At 60.9% G+C, this 17,820-nt stretch carries 18 protein-coding genes; 10 read left to right on the top strand and 8 right to left on the bottom strand.

Translation table 11 applies throughout. The annotated features are described in order from the left end of the window. Nucleotides 1–49: 49 nt before the first annotated feature. From LAD35_RS15575 to lgt, 4 genes are all read right to left on the bottom strand, one after another. Nucleotides 50–1,480, bottom strand: coding sequence for a malonyl-CoA decarboxylase (locus tag LAD35_RS15575; RefSeq protein ID WP_377779338.1), 1,431 nt, complete (start codon nt 1,478–1,480; stop codon nt 50–52). A 56-nt stretch (nt 1,481–1,536) separates the two neighbouring features. Further along, the gene (locus LAD35_RS15580) at nt 1,537–2,205 is read right to left on the bottom strand and encodes a GntR family transcriptional regulator (RefSeq protein ID WP_224149913.1); all 669 of its coding nucleotides are present in this window, start codon (nt 2,203–2,205) and stop codon (nt 1,537–1,539) included. A 276-nt stretch (nt 2,206–2,481) separates the two neighbouring features. After that, nucleotides 2,482–3,261 carry a transporter substrate-binding domain-containing protein gene (locus tag LAD35_RS15585; RefSeq protein WP_224149914.1) on the bottom strand — a complete coding sequence of 260 codons (780 nt, stop codon included), beginning with the start codon at nt 3,259–3,261 and terminating at the stop codon, nt 2,482–2,484. A gap of 129 nt (nt 3,262–3,390) precedes the next feature. After that, nucleotides 3,391–4,212 (bottom strand): prolipoprotein diacylglyceryl transferase, encoded by an 822-nt coding sequence (lgt, locus tag LAD35_RS15590; RefSeq protein WP_224149915.1) that lies wholly within the window; start codon nt 4,210–4,212, stop codon nt 3,391–3,393. Between the two features lie 358 nt (nt 4,213–4,570). On the opposite strand from lgt, the gene dapA reads away from it, so the two are divergent. Both dapA and bamC read left to right on the top strand, forming a co-directional pair. Continuing rightward, complete coding sequence (gene dapA, locus LAD35_RS15595) at nt 4,571–5,467, top strand: 4-hydroxy-tetrahydrodipicolinate synthase (RefSeq protein WP_224149916.1); 897 nt, start codon at nt 4,571–4,573, stop codon at nt 5,465–5,467. 39 nt (nt 5,468–5,506) lie between these two features. Beyond that, nucleotides 5,507–6,613 (top strand): outer membrane protein assembly factor BamC, encoded by a 1,107-nt coding sequence (gene bamC, locus LAD35_RS15600; protein WP_224149917.1) that lies wholly within the window; start codon nt 5,507–5,509, stop codon nt 6,611–6,613. Between the two features lie 388 nt (nt 6,614–7,001). Here bamC and LAD35_RS15605 read toward each other — a convergent pair whose 3' ends face one another. The 3 genes from LAD35_RS15605 to LAD35_RS15615 all read right to left on the bottom strand — a co-directional run bounded on the left by LAD35_RS15605 (nt 7,002) and on the right by LAD35_RS15615 (nt 9,338). After that, a complete protein-coding gene (locus LAD35_RS15605; protein ID WP_377779331.1) occupies nt 7,002–7,412 on the bottom strand; it encodes a hypothetical protein in 411 nt (136 codons plus the stop codon). Between the two features lie 203 nt (nt 7,413–7,615). Further along, on the bottom strand, nt 7,616–8,173 hold the full coding sequence (locus tag LAD35_RS15610) for a hypothetical protein (RefSeq protein ID WP_224149918.1): 558 nt from the start codon (nt 8,171–8,173) through the stop codon (nt 7,616–7,618). 10 nt (nt 8,174–8,183) lie between these two features. Beyond that, nucleotides 8,184–9,338 carry a JmjC domain-containing protein gene (locus LAD35_RS15615; protein WP_224149919.1) on the bottom strand — a complete coding sequence of 385 codons (1,155 nt, stop codon included), beginning with the start codon at nt 9,336–9,338 and terminating at the stop codon, nt 8,184–8,186. Between the two features lie 53 nt (nt 9,339–9,391). Between LAD35_RS15615 and LAD35_RS15620 the strand changes: the two genes are divergently transcribed. Further along, nucleotides 9,392–9,916 carry an FKBP-type peptidyl-prolyl cis-trans isomerase gene (locus LAD35_RS15620; protein WP_224149920.1) on the top strand — a complete coding sequence of 175 codons (525 nt, stop codon included), beginning with the start codon at nt 9,392–9,394 and terminating at the stop codon, nt 9,914–9,916. A gap of 216 nt (nt 9,917–10,132) precedes the next feature. On the opposite strand, the gene LAD35_RS15625 is transcribed toward LAD35_RS15620, so the two are convergent. Then, on the bottom strand, nt 10,133–11,905 hold the full coding sequence (locus LAD35_RS15625; RefSeq protein ID WP_224149921.1) for a C13 family peptidase: 1,773 nt from the start codon (nt 11,903–11,905) through the stop codon (nt 10,133–10,135). A gap of 262 nt (nt 11,906–12,167) precedes the next feature. Here LAD35_RS15625 and LAD35_RS15630 point away from each other — a divergent pair, with 262 nt between their 5' ends. The 7 genes from LAD35_RS15630 (at nt 12,168) to hpaE (ending at nt 17,752) form a co-directional block, all read left to right on the top strand. After that, the gene (locus LAD35_RS15630; protein WP_224149922.1) at nt 12,168–12,734 is read left to right on the top strand and encodes a GbsR/MarR family transcriptional regulator; all 567 of its coding nucleotides are present in this window, start codon (nt 12,168–12,170) and stop codon (nt 12,732–12,734) included. 80 nt (nt 12,735–12,814) lie between these two features. After that, on the top strand, nt 12,815–13,291 hold the full coding sequence (locus LAD35_RS15635; RefSeq protein WP_224149923.1) for a thiol-disulfide oxidoreductase DCC family protein: 477 nt from the start codon (nt 12,815–12,817) through the stop codon (nt 13,289–13,291). 18 nt (nt 13,292–13,309) lie between these two features. Then, the gene (locus tag LAD35_RS15640) at nt 13,310–14,230 is read left to right on the top strand and encodes an NAD-dependent epimerase/dehydratase family protein (protein ID WP_224149924.1); all 921 of its coding nucleotides are present in this window, start codon (nt 13,310–13,312) and stop codon (nt 14,228–14,230) included. A 173-nt stretch (nt 14,231–14,403) separates the two neighbouring features. After that, a complete protein-coding gene (gene hpaR, locus LAD35_RS15645; RefSeq protein WP_224149925.1) occupies nt 14,404–14,835 on the top strand; it encodes a homoprotocatechuate degradation operon regulator HpaR in 432 nt (143 codons plus the stop codon). Next, nucleotides 14,832–15,491 (top strand): fumarylacetoacetate hydrolase family protein, encoded by a 660-nt coding sequence (locus LAD35_RS15650; protein WP_224149926.1) that lies wholly within the window; start codon nt 14,832–14,834, stop codon nt 15,489–15,491. The genes hpaR and LAD35_RS15650 overlap by 4 nt, the downstream gene beginning before the upstream one ends. Then, nucleotides 15,488–16,252 carry a fumarylacetoacetate hydrolase family protein gene (locus LAD35_RS15655; RefSeq protein WP_224149927.1) on the top strand — a complete coding sequence of 255 codons (765 nt, stop codon included), beginning with the start codon at nt 15,488–15,490 and terminating at the stop codon, nt 16,250–16,252. The genes LAD35_RS15650 and LAD35_RS15655 overlap by 4 nt, the downstream gene beginning before the upstream one ends. Nucleotides 16,253–16,294: 42 nt before the next feature. Then, on the top strand, nt 16,295–17,752 hold the full coding sequence (hpaE, locus tag LAD35_RS15660) for a 5-carboxymethyl-2-hydroxymuconate semialdehyde dehydrogenase (protein ID WP_224149928.1): 1,458 nt from the start codon (nt 16,295–16,297) through the stop codon (nt 17,750–17,752). Nucleotides 17,753–17,820 lie beyond the last annotated feature (68 nt).

Raw genomic sequence — 17,820 nt, forward strand, 5'->3', positions numbered from 1 at the left:
AAAACCGAATAAAGACAGGCGCAACCAGCTATTGTTTCTGAAGGCCTGCTCAAACCTTGGCCTGCGATTCAATCGCCGATGACACCGGCACCTTGCCCTGGGCTAGCAGGCTGCGGTGTTTGTCCAGGCGCTTCAAGTCATACAGGTAGTTCACCATCAACCCGTAGGATTGCTTGACGCCCTTGGCAGAAGGGTCGCCCGCCCAGTTGAGCCGCTCCACCCGCGCGCCATTGCCCAGATGGAAACGCGCCACAGGGTCCACAGGCCGGCCCTGCACCAGGGTCTTGCCCAGGTAGACGGCGGCGGCATGGGTCAGCAGCTTGGCCTGTACGCTGTCGGCGGCAAGCTCGGTGGGCTTGTCATACATGGCCAGCCATTGCGCGCCATCCATGGTCTTGTTGCCCAGTTCCTTGGCGAGGTCCGCACGCAGGCGCTTGTCAGCGCCTTCCCAGACGGCATCTGCATGCTTGCCCAGCCAGTGGCGAAAGCCCGGAATGGGCGACAGGGTGGCAAAGGTGCGCAGCTTGGGAAACTCCTGCAGCAATTGCTCCACCACGTTCTTGATCAGGGAATCGCCAAAGCTCACGCCGCGCAATCCTGTCTGTGTATTGCTGATGGAATAGAAGATAGCCGTGCTTGCCTTGGTCAGATCAGCTGCGGCGGCCGCTTCATCGAGCAGGGGCGTGATGGAATCGGACATCTTGCCGACCAGCGCCACCTCCACAAAGATCAGCGGCTCGCCCGGCAGACGGGGGTGAAAGAAGCCATAGCAGCGACGGTCACTGTCGAGCCGGTTTTTCAGATCGGCCCAGCTGCGGATGTCGTGCACGGCTTCGTATTTGATGAGTTTTTCCAGCAGCGACGCAGGCGAATCCCAGTTGAGGCTGCGCATTTCCAGAAACGCCACGTCAAACCAGGTGGAGAACAGGTACTCCAGATCGGCATCGAGCGTACCGAGCCACTCCTCGGTCTTGAGCAGCGGCAGCAGATCGGCACGCAGATCCAGCAAAAAACGCATGCCTTGGGGCGGTACGGCAAAGCGCTGCAGCAGACGCATGCGCGGGGTCTGCAAGGCGCGGCGCAAGTGCTTTTCGGCAGCGCCCATGCCAGAGGTGCCCAGCGCATCCTCATAACGCTGGCGCGCCTGCTGGATCTTGGCCACATCGGGCACGAACTGATCGCACAGCAGGCGCCACAGATCCTGCCGCTCTGCGGGTGCCGCACCGGCATACCACTGCATCACCTGCTCGGCCAGGCGTCCGCCCTCCACATCGCTCACCTCGCTGGCAGCCGCCCCCTGCAAGTCAGCCAGTACACGGCGCAGCTCGCGCGGGGACAAGGCCTCGGCGCCACGGCGCAAGGTGGCCTTGAGGCGCTCGGTCGTGTTGCGCTCCCCTTCAGGTACATCGTTGCCCAACTCGGCAGGAATGCCAACCGAGCGCAACCAGGCCGCGCTTTTTTGCAACCAGCCGGAGGCCATCGACCCGATATCGGTGGCAGCGCTTGCTGCGGTTTCGTTGGATTCAGAGGTCTTGGTCATAAGGCGATTCTCGACAGGGACAAGGTGGTCATGCGCTGCAAAGCCTTGCGCTGCTGCAGCAAATGGTGGCGCATGGCTTGCTCGGCAGCATCTGGCTTGCCCGCCACCATGGCTTCGTAAATGTTCAGGTGCTCCTGCAGGCTGCCCGCCAGGCGGCCGGGCGCACTCAGTTGCTGCAGACGCGCCAGCCGCAGGATGCGACGCAGATCGGCAATGGTCTGCGCCAGCCAACGGTTATCGGCCAACGTGATGAAGGCTTCATGAATCTGGTGGTTCATGCGGTAATAACCCGCAATATCGCCCGATTGGGCGCAATGCGTGAGCTGCTCGTGCATCACGTCGAGCACGGCGCGGTCGGCGGCGCTCAGCTTGTGGGTGGCTTCGAACGCCGCCCGTCCTTCGAGCAGAGCAATCACCGGAAAGATGTCATCCAGGTCACGGTCGGTGATCTTCTCGACAAAGCAGCCCCGGCGCGGCTCGTGGCGAAGCAGCCCCTCCGAGACCAGCAGCTTGAGCGCCTCGCGCAGCGGCGTGCGCGATACTTCCAGTTGATCGCACAGGGCCTTCTCATCCAGCAATTCGCCGGGCTCCAGCTCGCCCGCAAAAATGAGGTCGCGGACCTGGGTGGCGACGGTGTCATGCAAGGGTTGCGCGGCTGTGGCCATTCACGTGCTTCCTCAAGACAATGAAGAATCCGCAGTTGCAGGAAACGCTGTCCAGCCATGCGAGCGATATGCACAGGCATGTCGAACTCAGTAACCATTGCGTGCGGCTGCTGTAATTATGGAAAATAACACAGCATTTCGCATTGCGTATTTACACCAAGTCCGCTCTGTTACCGTTGCCTGACACCCCCTGCCCGCAGCTTGCCTCAAGCCTCGAAATGACCCGGCAATAAAAAAGCAGGCACAAAGGCCTGCCTGGTGTGGAGCGGTAGAGGATCAGTCCTTGCCGTACGGATCAAAGTCAAAGTACTTGTCGGCAATCTTCTTGTAAGTGCCGTTGGTGCGGATCGCGGCGATCGCATCGTTCAGCTCCTTCTTCAGCTCCGGCTGGCCCTTGCGCAAGGCAATGCTGGCACCTTCACCAAAAATCTTCTTGTCGACCAGCGTGTCGCTGACGAATTCGAATTTCTGGCCTTCCGGCTTCTTCAGGAAACCATAGGCGATTTCAACGCTGTCAGCCACGGAACCATCGAGGCGGCCCGAATTGATGTCCAGGTAGACGGGGTCGCGGCCAGGGTAGGACACCACATCGGCACCTGCGGGCTTCAGATAGGCCAGCGCCCATTTTTCCTGAATGCTGGCCTTGAGCACGCCAATCTTCTTGCCCTTGAGCGATTCGGGGCCGGTGTACTTGAAGCCCTTGGGCATCACGACACGGGCGCCGGTGTGGTAGTACTTATTGGTGAAATCCACCACGCGGGCACGGTCTTCGGTCTTGGCCATGGAGCTGATGATCACGTCGTACTTCTTGGCCTGCAGTCCGGGAATCATGCCGTCCCACACCTGCTCGACAAACACGCACTTGCGCTTGATCTGCTCGCACACCGCATTGGCGATATCGATATCGAAACCTGCGGGCTGGCCCGATGGCAGCTTGTAGGTGAAGGGCTCGTACGACAGATCGACGGCCACCTTCAGGTCCTGCTGGGCAAACGCCTTTGCAGACAGGCCCATCAGCGCACAGGCGGCCAGGGTAACAGCCAAAACTTTCTTCATTCCACGACTCCAAGAACTAGACGGATGAGGGAGGCCGTGCCACAGGCGCAGCCATTGGCGGACGCGTGGCAGCCTTTGTTTGAAACAAACGGTCAGTATAGTGCCGGCCCGGGCCCCGTCAGGGGTTTGTCACACGGCTGCCGCAATGGGCTGGCTGCGGCCGCGGTTCCACAGGAAGAGGCCAAACAGCACCATGGGTACGCACAGCCACTGGCCCATGCTCATGCCCAGCGACAGCAGGCCCAGGAAATCGTCCGGCTCGCGGAAGTACTCGGCCGTGAAGCGCAGCACACCATACCCCACCATGAAGATGCCTGCCACCTGGCCTTCACCACGCGGCTTGCGCGAGTACCACCACAGCAGAATGAACAGCAGCACACCTTCCAGCAGAAACTGGTAGATCTGCGACGGGTGGCGCGGCAGCATGGACCCGCTTTGCGGAAACACCATGGCCCAGGGCAGCTCGGGGCTGGCAAAGCGGCCCCACAACTCGCCGTTGATGAAGTTGCCGATGCGACCCGATGCCAGCCCCAGTGGGATGCAGGGCGCTACAAAATCGGCCACTTGCAGCCAGGGGCGCCCCTTGAGCCGGGCAAACAGCAGCATGGACACGATCACACCGATCAGCCCACCGTGGAAACTCATGCCGCCTTGCCAGATGGCAAACACTTCCAGCGGATGGCTCAGGTAATAACCCGGTTTGTAGAACAGGCAGTAGCCCAGGCGCCCCCCTGCAATCACACCCAGCACGCCATAGAACAGAATATCTTCCACGTCCTTGCGCACCCAGCGCGACGGTGTGGTGATCGATGCAAAAGGCTGGTCCTTGAGGCGGCGAATGCCCAGCAGCAGGAACAGGCCAAAGGCAACCAGATACGTCAGGCCATACCAATGCACGGCCAGCGGACCGATCTTGATGGCGATGGGATCGAATTGGGGATACATCAGCATGGCAGGCATTGTGCCGTAGAACCTTGGCCGCCCTGTGAGAACGTGTTTACGATCTCGGCGCAACTGCGTTGGCGCCAGCAGGCGAATTCGGTACAGTGGAATATGGTCTGCATCCGGGTACCGGCAGGCATCCGCCAGGGCCAGCGCATTCGATTACACAATCAACGGCAATGTTTTGTCGCTTTTATTTTCGCCGTTTTGACAATTTTCAATCGTCATTTTCGACGATTTGAATTCATTGAGTTTAATTTTCAATGCAATATGTCAGAAAAGCTTCCTGCGGGCGATATACTGCCCGGGCGAATGCAGTCCGGCACTCGCTAGAATCCCTTTTTCCGCCACGAGCGTACACATTGCCATGACCTCCACCAGCGTTCCTCTGACCGGTAGTATTGTTGCCCTGATCACTCCCATGCAAGCCGATGGCAGCGTGGATTACGGCAGCCTGCGAAAACTGATCGACTGGCATATTGCCGAGGGCACCAATTGCATTGGCGTGGTCGGCACCTCCGGGGAATCGCCCACGGTGACCGTGGAAGAGCACATGGAGATCATCCGTGTGGCAGTGGAGCAAGCCGACAAGCGCGTCCCCATCATGGCCGGCTGCGGCGCCAACTCTACCCATGAAGCCATCACGCTGGCCAAGTATGCCAAGAGTGTGGGCGCTGACAGCCAGCTGCAGGTCGTCCCCTACTACAACAAGCCTACGCAGGAAGGTCAGTACCAGCATTTCAAGGCCATTGCCGAGGCGGTGGGTGATCTGCCGATCTTCCTGTACAACGTGCCCGGCCGAACCGTCGCCGACATGCAGTACGAGACCGTGCTGCGCCTGGCCGAACTGCCAGGCATTGTCGGCATCAAGGAAGCAACCGGAAACATCGAGCGCGCGCAGTGGCTGATCAAGGATGCGCCGGCAAATTTCGGCATCTACTCGGGCGACGACCCGACCGCAGTCGCCCTGATGCTGTGCGGCGGCCACGGCAATGTGAGCGTGACCGCCAACGTCGCGCCACGACTGATGAGCCAGTTGTGCGAAGCGGCAATTGCCAAGGATGTGCGTCGGGCTATGGAAATTCAGAATAAACTGCTGCCGCTGCACAAGAGCCTGTTCTTGGAGGCCAATCCCATTCCTGTAAAGTGGGCGGCCAACAAGATGGGGCTGTGTGGCCCAACCCTGCGCCTGCCAATGACTGAGCTCTCACCCAGCCTGCATGGCACGGTGGAAGCTGCGATGCGTGAAGTCGGCCTGCTGTAACAAGGCTTTCCACGCGTTGTCTCTGTTAAGGATTTGAACGTGAATTCCCTCGCAAAACTTAGCGTCCTCGGCCTGTCGATCACTTTGGCTGCCTGCAGCAGCACCAGCGACCTGCTCTCTGGTGACAAGATCGACTACAAGAGTGCCACCAAGGGCCCGACGCTGGAAGTGCCTCCCGACCTGACCCAGCTGTCCAAGGACACCCGCTACGTGGTGCCTGGCGGCACCGTGTCTGCGGCTGCCTACCAGGTGCAGCAGGACAACAAGCCCAAGGGGCAGGTCAACGCCGCCGTCAGCAAGATCGGCGATGTGCAGATCGAGCGCGATGGCAACCAGCGCTGGCTGGTGATCGACCGCTCCGCCGACAAGGTGTGGGAACCCGTCAAGGACTTCTGGCAGGAAAGCGGTTTCTCGCTGACCATCGATCGCCCGGACATCGGCATCATGGAAACCGACTGGGCCGAAAACCGCGCCAAGCTGCCGCAGGATTTCATCCGCAAGTCCATTGGCAAGATCTTCGACTCGATCTACTCGACCGGCGAGCAGGACAAGTTCCGCACCCGCATCGAACGTCGCCCTGACGGCAAGACCGAAATCTACGTGAGCCACCGCGGCATGGAAGAAGTCTATTCCAACAAGGAAAAGGACAGCACCATCTGGCAGCCACGCAAAGCCGATCCAGAACTGGAAACCGAGTTCCTGCGTCGCATCATGGTCAAGCTGGGCGTGAGTGAAGAGCAGTCCAAGGCGATTGCGGCGGCACCACTGGCGCCTGTCACCACCTCCAAGATCGCCACGCAAAATGGTGCCCCGGTGCTGGAAGTGGCCGATCCGTTCGACCGCACATGGCGCCGCGTTGGCCTTGCACTTGATCGCACGGGCTTTACCGTCGAGGATCGCGACCGCAGCCAGGGCATCTACTACGTGCGCTACATCGATCCGACCGATCTGAACAAGAAGCCCGATGGTTTCTTTGCCAAGATCTTCAATCGCAACCCCGATGCACCCGAGCCGATCAAGTACCGCATCCAGGTCAAGAGCGACAACGCCACCAGCGTGGTTTCGGTGCTGAGTGCCAGCGGCCAGGCAGACACATCGGCCAATGCCCAGCGCATTGTGAAGGTGCTGGCTGACGACATGAAGTAAGCCTTCAAAGCCGCCTCAACCAACCGCAAGCCACTGCCTCACCGCAGTGGCTTTCTCATGGTGCGGAACCGCCTGCGCTCCCAATCCTTGCTGGCCCCAGAAGGACCACCAGCATGCTTGTAGCGAGGGACTCCGTAACGCTGCCAATGCCTGCGCTTGCGCTTTGCTTCCGCCTAAAAGAAATCCACCTCCAGCGTGACTGGCATACACCTTCATTCATTTTTTAATAGCAAATAACACCAACCAGGCAAAGTGCCTTCTTGCGTTCCGTTGCGCTGCCTGCATCCGTAAACATCGAAATCCCAAAAAGCAAAAGCCCGCGCGAAGCACGGGCTTTGTAGATTGACCGAAGCCGCCTGCGGCACAGGGCCACAGGCAACGCCATCAATTACTTGGTGGCAGCATCCTTGGCAGCGGTAGCAGCGTTCGAAGCGGCATCAGCAGCAGCCTTGGCAGCGTCAGCAGCAGCGGCGCCAGCGTCCTTGGCGGCATCCTTGGCAGCGTCAGCAGCGTTGCCAGCAGCAGCAGCGGCATCCTTGGCAGCTTCCTTGGTGGCATCAGCAGCAGCAGCACCGGCATCCTTGGCGGCGTCAACAGCGTTCGAAGCAGCGGTACCAGCAGCAGCGGCAGCGTCCTTGGCGGCATCAGCAGCGGCGTTGGCAGCATCCTTGGCGGCTTCAACAGCAGGTGCAGGAGCTTCAACAGGAGCTGGCGCAGGAGCAGCAGCTTCTTCCTTCTTGCCGCAGGCGGCCAGTGCAACAGCAGCGATCAACGAAGCGAGAACAACGGACTTCTTCATTTGGATATTCCTAACCACGGTGGATTCTTGTGATTCAAATCAGAGGCAAACGATTTACCCCAGGCAGAGCGTGCACAGCACTAGGCTTTTAACGCACCAGACTCGTCGTGGGATTATAGGGATTACCCCTGAACACCGACTATGCCTGTGTTGCCGTTATTGTTGCTGCTTAGCAACAATTTATCGAACTTGACGAACTCCGCTTACAAGCCCAGCACGCTGGCTGGCAACGCCGGAGCGCTCTGATGTCTGATCCACTCCTGCAGCATCTCACCCCGGGGCGCGATGACTGCACGTGCTGCACTGGCCACGCCAACGCAGCGCTCCACGTCAAGCCGCTCTACCACCCATTGCGGCGACCACAGCACACTGGGCACCAGCGACACATCGCGCGCCTGCAGCAGGCGGCATTGCAGCTTGTGGTCCCACACCGTGCGCCATTGCATCCAGCGCGGATGGCGGCGCGGCAATGCATCAAAGCGATAGGCCAGCACGGTCATCCGGCGTCCGTGCCGAGCCCAGCGTTGCAGCAGGTCGGTAGCCGCGCGCGTTCCCCATGGCCAATCGGCGAAATCCGGATCGGCCACGATCAGCTCGGGCCACCGCTCGTCTGCTGCCCTTTGCAAGAAATGCAACACATGGTTATCGAATGCGGCTCGCCCCTCGAACCGGCCTTCGCATGGCGCAGTTGCAACTGCCACTGGAGCAGATGCGGCGCCGGATACGGATGGTGGAGGCAAAGGCTCCTGCATGTCCGTCATGGCGAATGCGTCATTCAGAGACCGCGTGGGCCCAGCCGTCTTCGCACCACTGCGACAGCAGCGACAGTGCGTCGTCGCTGGCCCCACTCACATCGCGTCGATCAAGGCGGCGTGTATCGGCAAGTTTCTTCATCAGGGTGAAATCCTTGCCGCCAGCCCGGTAGCTCTCGCCATTGATGAAGACGTGGTGACCGTCGTACATCATGCGTGTCTTGCGGTCCAGGGCCACCGCCTCCAGCATCGCAGGATTGCCTTCAGGCTCAAACCAGACGTTGGCCTTGGGCTCGGTAAGCGACTCGCCCAGCGCCCGGGCCAGCGCCAACGGCTCTGCCAGGCGCTTTTCCAGACCGATGCGGGCAAATTCCAGCATCTCGGGCGGAATGGCACCGGGCGCCTCCACCGCTGCCTGCTTGGGATCCTTGTAGATGGGCGTGGCAGCCTTCGCACTGCTATCGCAGTCGTCCACATCGTCAACATCCGACAGGCGCATGAGCAGATCGCCTGCCAGTTCATGCTGCGCCGGAGAACGAAAACCGATGGAGTACGTCATGCACTCGCCTTCAGCCACGCCATCGTGGGCGTAGCGCGGCGGCAGGTACAGCATGTCACCCGGCTCCAGCAGGTATTCCTCCTCCGCCTCGAATTCGGCCAGTATCTTGAGCGGAATGCCGTCCTTGAGCGCCAGGTTCTTCTGTTTGCCAATGCGCCAGCGGCGTTTGCCATGTGCCTGCAGCAAAAACACGTCGTAGCTGTCAAAATGCGGCCCCACACCGCCGCCATTGCTCGCATAGCTGATCATCAGATCGTCAAGGCGGGCTGCAGGAACAAAGGCAAAGCGTTGCAGCAACTGATGCGCCGCAGTATTGTGCAGATCGACCCCTTGCACCAGCAAGGTCCAGTCCTCGGTCTTGAGCGAGGGGATCGCGCGGCGGCTGAACGGGCCGTGCTTGATGCTCCAGGCGCCGCCCTTCTGCTGAATCAAGCGCGATTCCACGCCCTCCTGCCCCGCCAGTTCAAACAGTTCTGCACGCGGCAGTGGCAATTGCAGATTTTTCCAGTCGGTCACGGCGCCGCGCACCAGCAGCGGCTTCTTCTGCCAGTAACGGCGCATGAACTGGGCTGGAGAGAGTCCGCCGAGCAGCGGCAGTGCTTGTTCGATTTGCATGGATTTCCCGGAATTGCGATGGCACCAGATGGCCAAACTGCGACAATTGTCCTATGGAAATCACTGATCAATGCGTGGTCGCGCTGACCTGGACCCTCAAAGACACACTGGGCGAAGAGCTGGACGTGCTCGACGAGCCCGTGGAATTCCTCGTCGGCGGCAATGATTTGCTCTCCCGCGTGGAACAGGCCTTGCAAGGCCACACGGTGGGCGACCGCCTGCAACTGCACCTGGAACCCGAAGACGCCTTTGGCGACTACGACGAGGAAAAGGTCTTTCTGGAGCCCCGCGCCCTCTTCCCCAAGGACTTGGAGGAAGGTATTACCATCGACGGCCATGCCTTGCCCCAGGGCACCAATCCTGATGCGCCGCGTGACATGCTCTACACCGTGACTGAGCTGTACCCCGAGCATGTGGTGCTGGACGGCAACCACCCGCTTGCGGGCATTGCGATCCGCTTGGACATCAAGGTGGAAGCCGTGCGCGAAGCCACCGAAGAGGAAATCGGCAACGGCACCTGTGGCACCGGCTTTTTCAAGGTGCAGCCGCAAGCGCCAGGCAACAACCTGCTGCACTGAGCAACACTGTTTTCTGCATCAAGGCAAAAGCCGCAACCGGGCGCCCGGATTGCGGCTTTTTTGATGGTTTTGGCCTCGGGAGCCCGCCCTGCGGGCGGCAGCCCATCAATATGCATAGCAAATACGGCCACCAAGCAGACCTTGGCCGTGACCGGCAGCGGCCTCAAGAGAGCTACAGCCTATTAACGACTTACCTCACTTCGGCATTCACTGACCTTACCGCTTGCTGCGCGCGGCAAACCAGGCGTCCACATCCTTCTGAAACGCAGGCAACACAGCCATCTGCGGTTCGGAATGCTCCACCGTCGCAGCAGGCTGGTCCATCGGCGGTTTTGCATCACCAGCAATAGGCGCAGACTGCACCAACTCCTCCGCCGCAGCGGGCAGCTTGGCCTCCCACTGTTCCACCAGGGTTTTGGCCTTATCGAAGGCATCGCTCAGGTTGGCCGCCTGAGGCAGGCTTTCCTTGAACAAGGCCCGCCCAAAATAGGTGAAATCGTTCTCATCGGCGCAGCCAAATGATGTGCGGTCCGCACGTGATGCCGTCAGCACCCAGGTGGTGGGGCCCTGCAGCGGCGCGATGAAGCCGCCCGAATAGCAGGCCGAAACCACCACCACCTGCCGACGGATGCCCGATGCCTTCAGGAGCTCACCCAGACGCCTGGCCGAGAGTTGCGGGATCTGCAAGCCACGCATGCCCAATTGCAGATCGTGCTCACGCGAGCCATGGCTGGTCAGGTACACAAACAGCAGATCGCGCTCCTTGTTCATCTTCTGGCCCAGAGCCCCCAAGGCACGTTCGATGCTGGCCGTGGTGGCCAGCGGCAGACGGGCGACGGAGCTGCGGCTATTGGCCAGCAGCATGCTGCGCCCTTGCGTTCCATAACGCTGGGCAAATTCCTGGCTGACGTATTCGGCCTCGCGGCGGAACACCTCCTGTGTGCCATCACCCGCAATGAAGAGCGCGTACATCTGCGCAGCCGTGCCACCGCTGGGCTGCAGCGCTGCCATCTGCCGGGCCAACAAGGCGTTTTGCGCATACAGAGCCTGCTCATTGTTGCGAGCGGCCTGCTCGGGACTGTTGTCTTCGGGCACACCGGCCTCGCCAGCGCTCACCAGCTTGCCACGCCGCCATTGGCCGGTCTGCACGGGCTTGCCTCTCTTGGCGAAGGTCAAGGTACCGCGGCCATGCGGCTGGTCTTTGGCAAACTGGCCTTCGTACACATCGCCATTGGCATACACCATGCGCCCCTTGCCATAGGCCGCCGCCGCGTAGAGCGCGCCGGTGTAGCGATCTCCGTTGGGGTAGTCGATCTCGCCTTCGTCGGCACTGGAGCCGTCGAAATCCGCACGGATGCGTTTGCCGTCGGCCAACTGCAACTCGCCCCTGCCCTTGGCCTGGCCGTCACGCATTTCCACTTTGAAGACCACGCCTCCGGGATAGGTCACCTCCATCAGGCCATCAGCCTGGAAGTTCTTGAACGGCCCTGTCATGGTCTGGCCGCCTGCTTCTGTCAGGGTGCCATGCACAAAATGGCCCTTCTCGAACCGCCCTTCGTAGCGGTTGCCGTTGGGGGCCGAGAGCACACCCTGCCCGTCGTATTCGCCATCGACAAAGTGGCCCTCGTACACTTCGCCCTCCTTGCTGGTGTAGCGCCCCGCGCCGTTCAGGTCGCCATCCTTGAACAGCCCCTGGTACACGCCATAGGCCAGGGTAAGCGTGCCCTGCCCTTCCATACGACCCTGGTGAAAGGCGCCTTCGTAGCGCCGCAACTCGTTCCACACCAGCCGGCCCGTACCCTCCAGCATGCCACCCTTGAGCGGGCCGTAGTACCTGCCGCCATCGGGCAGCACCAGGGCAGGTGTTTCGGCCTGCACACCGGGTACCGGCGCGGGCAGGGCCTGCGCAGCATACAGCTGGCAAGCAGCCGCCATGCACGCGGCCAAAACGGAAGTGCGAAGGGAAAAATGACGGGAGCGGGTGTTCATCACATGGGATCCATTGCGATCTGTAGAGACGTGCAAAGCACTGTGCCACAGCTGCAGGGGCTGGCAGCCAGGCTTGTTGGATGGATCCCACGCGAAGCTGCAGGATTGCGCCCATTGCGTACTAGAGGCCACATTCGACGAAAGGGGTGGATTGCCAGTCCGATCCATACTGCCAGAGCAGACGTTCATTTACATGTCAGGCCTATTCTTGGAAATGAATTTCTGTATTGACAGAAATAAATGAATATCTAGAATCACAAACATGCAACTGTCCGACATCCAAAAACAATTTGTACTGCACTGGGGCGAGATGGGTTCGCTGTGGGGCGTGAACCGCACGGTGGCGCAGATCCATGCGCTGCTGTTTGTGCATGGCAAGCCGCTGAACGCCGAGCAACTGAGCGAAACCTTGAACGTGGCGCGGTCGAACATCAGCAACAGCCTGAAGGAATTGCAGGCCTGGAACCTGATCAGGGTTACCCACGCATTGGGCGACCGGCGCGATTACTTCGAGACCAGCGTGGATGTCTGGGAGCTTTTCCGCACCATTGTGCGCGAACGCAAGGAGCGCGAATTCGATCCGACCACCCGGCTGTTGCAGTCACTGGTGGCAAGCCCTGATTTCGAGCGCGAGAGCGCTGACGCGCAGGACCGCATCCGCGCCACCATGGAACTGATGGACAAGCTCGGGGCGTGGAGCGAAGAGATGCTGCGCCTGTCACCCGCCACGCTGGACAGGATTCTGACGCTGGGTGCCACTGTGCAGCGCTTTGTGCGCGGCGCGCCTGCCCCTGTCGACAACCTGGAGGCCAGCACCAGCCAACCCTGATGCACGGGCCTGCCACGGAGAGTGCAGGCCTTTTTTATCACTCTTGATTTCTGTTCAGACAGAAATATCGAAAGAAATCTATGCCAGCATCCGCATCTGCTCCCACACAGTTCCCGCTGACGATCTACTACGACGCCAGTTGCCGCATGTGCAATGCGGAGATGACCAACCTGATGCTGCGCAACGATGCTGGCAGGCTCATTTTTGTGGACGCGAGCAGCGCCGATCTGCGTGATGCTCCAGCCACCAAGGACGCGTTGATGCGCGCCATCCATGGCGTGGCCGCCGACGGCAGGGTCTACATCGGTGTGGACTGCCTCGTCCGCGCCTACCTGGGCATTGGCTGGGCGTGGGTGCCGAATCTGGTGAACCTGCCAGGCATGGCGACGGCTGCACGCAAGCTCTATCCCTGGATTGCACGCAATCGCTACCGCTTGCCGCAAACACCCATCGTGTGGGTGTTCGAACGCGCCATGCGCCGCGCAGCGCAACGTGCCGCCACCCGCAGCGCCGCTTGCGCTGGCGGTACATGCGATACGGATCGACCACAGCACTGAATCACTCAGGAGAATGTCATGAGCAACAGCCACCCCCCATCTCCTCCACCCACAGACCAGACGGTGCTGCTATGTGGTGCCCAGGGTTTTATTGGCCAGGCGCTGGCCGCGCAACTGCGCTTGCAAGGATTTCATGTCATAGCGGCCAGCAGAAGTGCGCAGAATGCTATCAATTATGCAGCAATGCGCCACACATCCGACTGGCTGCCGCACCTGCAGAACGTCCAGATGGTCATCAATGCCGTAGGGAGCCTGCGCAGCCAGCCCGGTGCCGGCGGCGCAAATCTTGAGACGCTGCACCACATCGCACCCCAGGCCCTGTTCGATGCCTGCGCGCAGGCAGGCGTGCGGCGCGTACTGCAGCTGTCCGCCCTGGGCGTGGAAGGCAACGATACCGACTATGCCCGTACCAAGCGCGCGGCCGACGCCCATCTGCTGCGGCTGACGGCGCAAGGCCTGCTCGATGGCCTCGTTGTGCGGCCCAGCATTGTCATGGGCGCGCGTGGCGCAAGCACCCAGTTGTTTCTCAATCTGGCCAGACTGCCAGTGCTGGTGCTGCCTGCGGTGATGCGAGAGCGCCTGATTCAGCCGGTCGTTGCCAGCGAACTCGCCGAGGCCATGGCGCGGCTGCTGCTGTCGCCCACCACCGGGGTGGTGGAACTCGGCGGCCCGGTACAGCTGACCATGGCTGCCATGATTGCCAGCCTGCGCCAGCAAGCCGGGCATGCGGCGCCTGTCACCATCACCCTGCCCCGCTTTGCCAGCCTTGCCAGCGCACGGCTGGGTGATGCATTTGCAGCAAGCCCCTGGTGCAGCGCATCGCTGGAACTGGCTTCGCACGACAACAGCTGCGACCCCGCCTCCATGGCGCACTGGCTGGGACGCACACCCACCTCACCGGCGCAGATGCTGGCAGCCATTCTCCCTGTAAGCAGCTAGGAACCGGCCAGTAGCGCCTATCCATCAATCGCCAAACGCCAGCCAACAGGTAGCAAGTCACCGTCTCCTCTCTCCGCTATGCCAGCCTTGTCAGGCTTTCAGCCGATACCTCTGGTTTATCCGCATAAATACCGTTTGCATTTGGGTCGAAATTTATTTAACCTATTAAATAAATGAAGACCTCACTCAAACACCGCAACCTGCCCAGCCTGCTTTTGCAGGCGCGGGAATCGATCATGGGGCATACGCGGCCATTTCTGCGCTCGCACGGGCTGTCCGATCAGCAATGGCGTGTACTGCGCGTGCTGGGCAATGGCGAATCGCTGGAAACGGGCAAAGTAGCCCAGCAAGCCTTTCTCCTCGGCCCCAGCCTGACTGGCGTGCTCAGCCGCATGGAACGCGACGGCCTGATCGAGCGCCAGAAGGACCCGGCGGACCAGCGCCGCTCAGTGGTCAGCGCGACTCCCCACGGACTGAACCTGGCTCGTCAACTCTCCAAGGATATCGCTCTGCACTACCAGGGGCTGGAGCAGGCATTTGGCAAAGACCAGCTCGAGGCGCTTTACCAACTGCTCGATGAGTTGATTGCACTGGAGCATTCATGATCACCAGCTTCCCCGCAGCGTGCGCCACGGTGTACGGCGTGCTACTCAACGACCGCGCCACCTTGCAGCGCCTCGCGCCCCAGTTCGACAGCGCGCCCTACAAGGCTGCGCCCCGCGCCCCGGTGCTCTACATCAAGCCGCGCAACACCTTTGCAGGCAACCACGCTGCAGTGGCCATTCCTGCCGATCCTGGCGAAGTGCGCATCGATGCCACGATCGGTCTGGTGATTGGCAGCACTGCCACCCGCGTGCCCGCAAGCAAGGCCATGGAGCATGTGGCGGCTTATGCAGTGGTGAGCGATGTCACACTGCCGCACGAGAACTACTACCGCCCCGCCATTCGTCAGCGCGACCGCGATGGCTTTTGCCCCATGGGTGAAGTGGTAGCGACCCGTGATTTTGATGTGAGTCAAGCAGCGCTGCACATCGCTATCAATGGCCAACCGGTGTACGAGCGCCGCTTTGACCAGTTGGTACGCCCGGCAGCCCAGTTGATTGCCGATGTGACGGAATTCATGACCTTGTCTGCAGGCGACGTCTTGCTGCTGGGCTCGGGCGAAGGATCTCCGGTGGCGCGTCCAGGCGATACGGTACGCATCACGGTACCCGGTCTGGGCGAGCTTTGCCACACCGTGATCCTGGAGGTGCAGCCATGAAGCACGGGCGTGTTGTCTACCAGGGCCAGACCGTAGCCGTGACCGAAAGCGCCGATGGCAATGTGCAATTGCCGGATGGCAGCATCGTCGCAGAGGCCGCTGTGCAGTGGCTCCCCCCCATGGATTTCGGCACCATCTTCGCGCTGGGCCTGAACTACGCGGACCATGCCAAGGAAATCGCCTTTAACAAGGCCCCCGAGGAACCGCTGGTGTTCCTCAAGGGGCCGAATGCGCTCAATGGCCACCGCTGCCGCACACGCCGACCATCTGACGTCACCTATATGCACTTCGAGTGCGAACTGGGCGTGGTGATCGGCAAGACCTGCCGCAACGTCAAGAAGGAAGACGCGTACAGTGTGGTTGCCGGTTACGTCACCGCCAACGACTATGCGATCCGCGACTACCTGGAGAACTACTACCGCCCCAATCTGCGCGTCAAGAACCGCGACGGCGCAACGCCGGTGGGGCCCTGGCTGGTGGATGCGGCTGATATCGCAGACCCGATGCATCTGCGCCTGCGCAGCTGGGTCAACGGCGAGTTGAAGCAGGACGGCAACACGGCCGACATGGTGCACAGCATCCCTTCGCTGATCGCTCACCTGTCGAGCATGATGACCCTGAACCCCGGCGACCTGATCCTGACCGGAACGCCTGACGGTGTAGCCGATTCCAGGGTGGGCGACGAAATCGTGACCGAGATCGAAGGCGTTGGCCGCCTCGTGAATTTCATTGGTGGTGATGAACTGTTAAGCGTGCACTGAGAACGCAAACACGTTCTGAAAGCCACCGCAGGAGACACAAGCATGCGTATTGACCATTTGATCAACGGCAAGAGCGTTGCCGGCAAAGACTATTTTGAAACCATCAACCCTGCCACGCAGGAAGTGCTGGCCGAGGTGGCCTCGGGCGGTGCCGCCGAGGCCGACGCTGCGGTAGCGGCAGCCAAGGAAGCATTTCCCAAGTGGGCGAACACGCCCGCCACAGAGCGTGCCAGGCTGGTGCGCAAACTCGGCGACCTGATCGCCCTGCATGTGCCAGAGATCGCCGAGACGGAGACCAACGACTGTGGTCAGGTGATCGCGCAGACCGGCAAGCAACTGGTGCCGCGTGCGGCCGACAACTTCTACTACTTTGCCGAAATGTGCACGCGGGTCGATGGCCACACCTACCCGACGCCTACGCATCTGAACTACACGCTCTTCCACCCGGTGGGTGTGTGTGCGCTGATCTCGCCGTGGAACGTTCCTTTCATGACGGCCACCTGGAAAGTCGCGCCATGCCTGGCTTTCGGCAACACCGCCGTGCTCAAGATGAGCGAGCTCTCGCCCATGACGGCCGCACGCCTGGGCGAGCTGGCCCTCGAAGCCGGCATTCCTGCAGGTGTGCTCAACCTGGTGCATGGCTACGGCAAAGATGCAGGCGAGCCGCTGGTGGCGCACCGCGACGTGCGGGCCGTCTCATTCACAGGATCGACGCAGACCGGCAACCGCATCGTGCAGGCCGCGAGCCTCAAGAAGTTCAGCATGGAGTTGGGCGGCAAGAGCCCCTTTGTGGTCTTCGATGACGCCGACTTTGACCGCGCACTCGATGCCGCCATCTTCATGATCTTCTCCAACAATGGCGAGCGCTGCACGGCTGGCAGCCGCATCCTGGTGCAAAAGAGCATCTATGTGAAGTTCGCCGACCGCTTCGCCGAGCGCGCCCGGCGCATTACTGTGGGCGACCCGCTCGACGAAAAAACCATCGTCGGCCCCATGATCAGCCAGGCCCATCTGGCCAAGGTACGCCATTACATCGAACTGGGCCTCCAGGAAGGCGCCAGCATGCTGTGCGGCGGCCTGGACGCGCCTGTGGTGCCAGACCGCGTGAAAAATGGCAATTACGTTTTGCCCACCGTGTTTGCCGAGGTGAACAACCGCATGCGCATTGCACAGGACGAGATCTTCGGCCCGGTAGCCTGCATCATCCCGTTCAGCGATGAAGCCGAAGCCATACGCCTGGCCAACGACACCCAGTACGGGCTCTCCAGCTATGTATGGACCGAAAACATCGGCAAGGCCCACCGTGTGGCTGCGGCCATCGAGGCAGGCATGTGCTTTGTCAACAGCCAGAACGTCCGCGACCTGCGCCAGCCGTTTGGTGGCACCAAGGCATCGGGCACGGGCCGCGAAGGCGGCACCTGGAGCTACGAGGTGTTCTGCGAACCCAAGAATGTGGCTGTCTCCATGGGTTCACACCACATTCCTCACTGGGGAGTCTGAACAGTACGCCATCAAAGAATAGCGATCAACGCAATCGCAGAGCGCACCCGGCATACAAACGAAGGAGA

This window comes from Comamonas odontotermitis (genome assembly GCF_020080045.1).
In the GTDB taxonomy this organism is placed as follows: Bacteria; Pseudomonadota; Gammaproteobacteria; order Burkholderiales; family Burkholderiaceae_C; genus Comamonas; species Comamonas odontotermitis.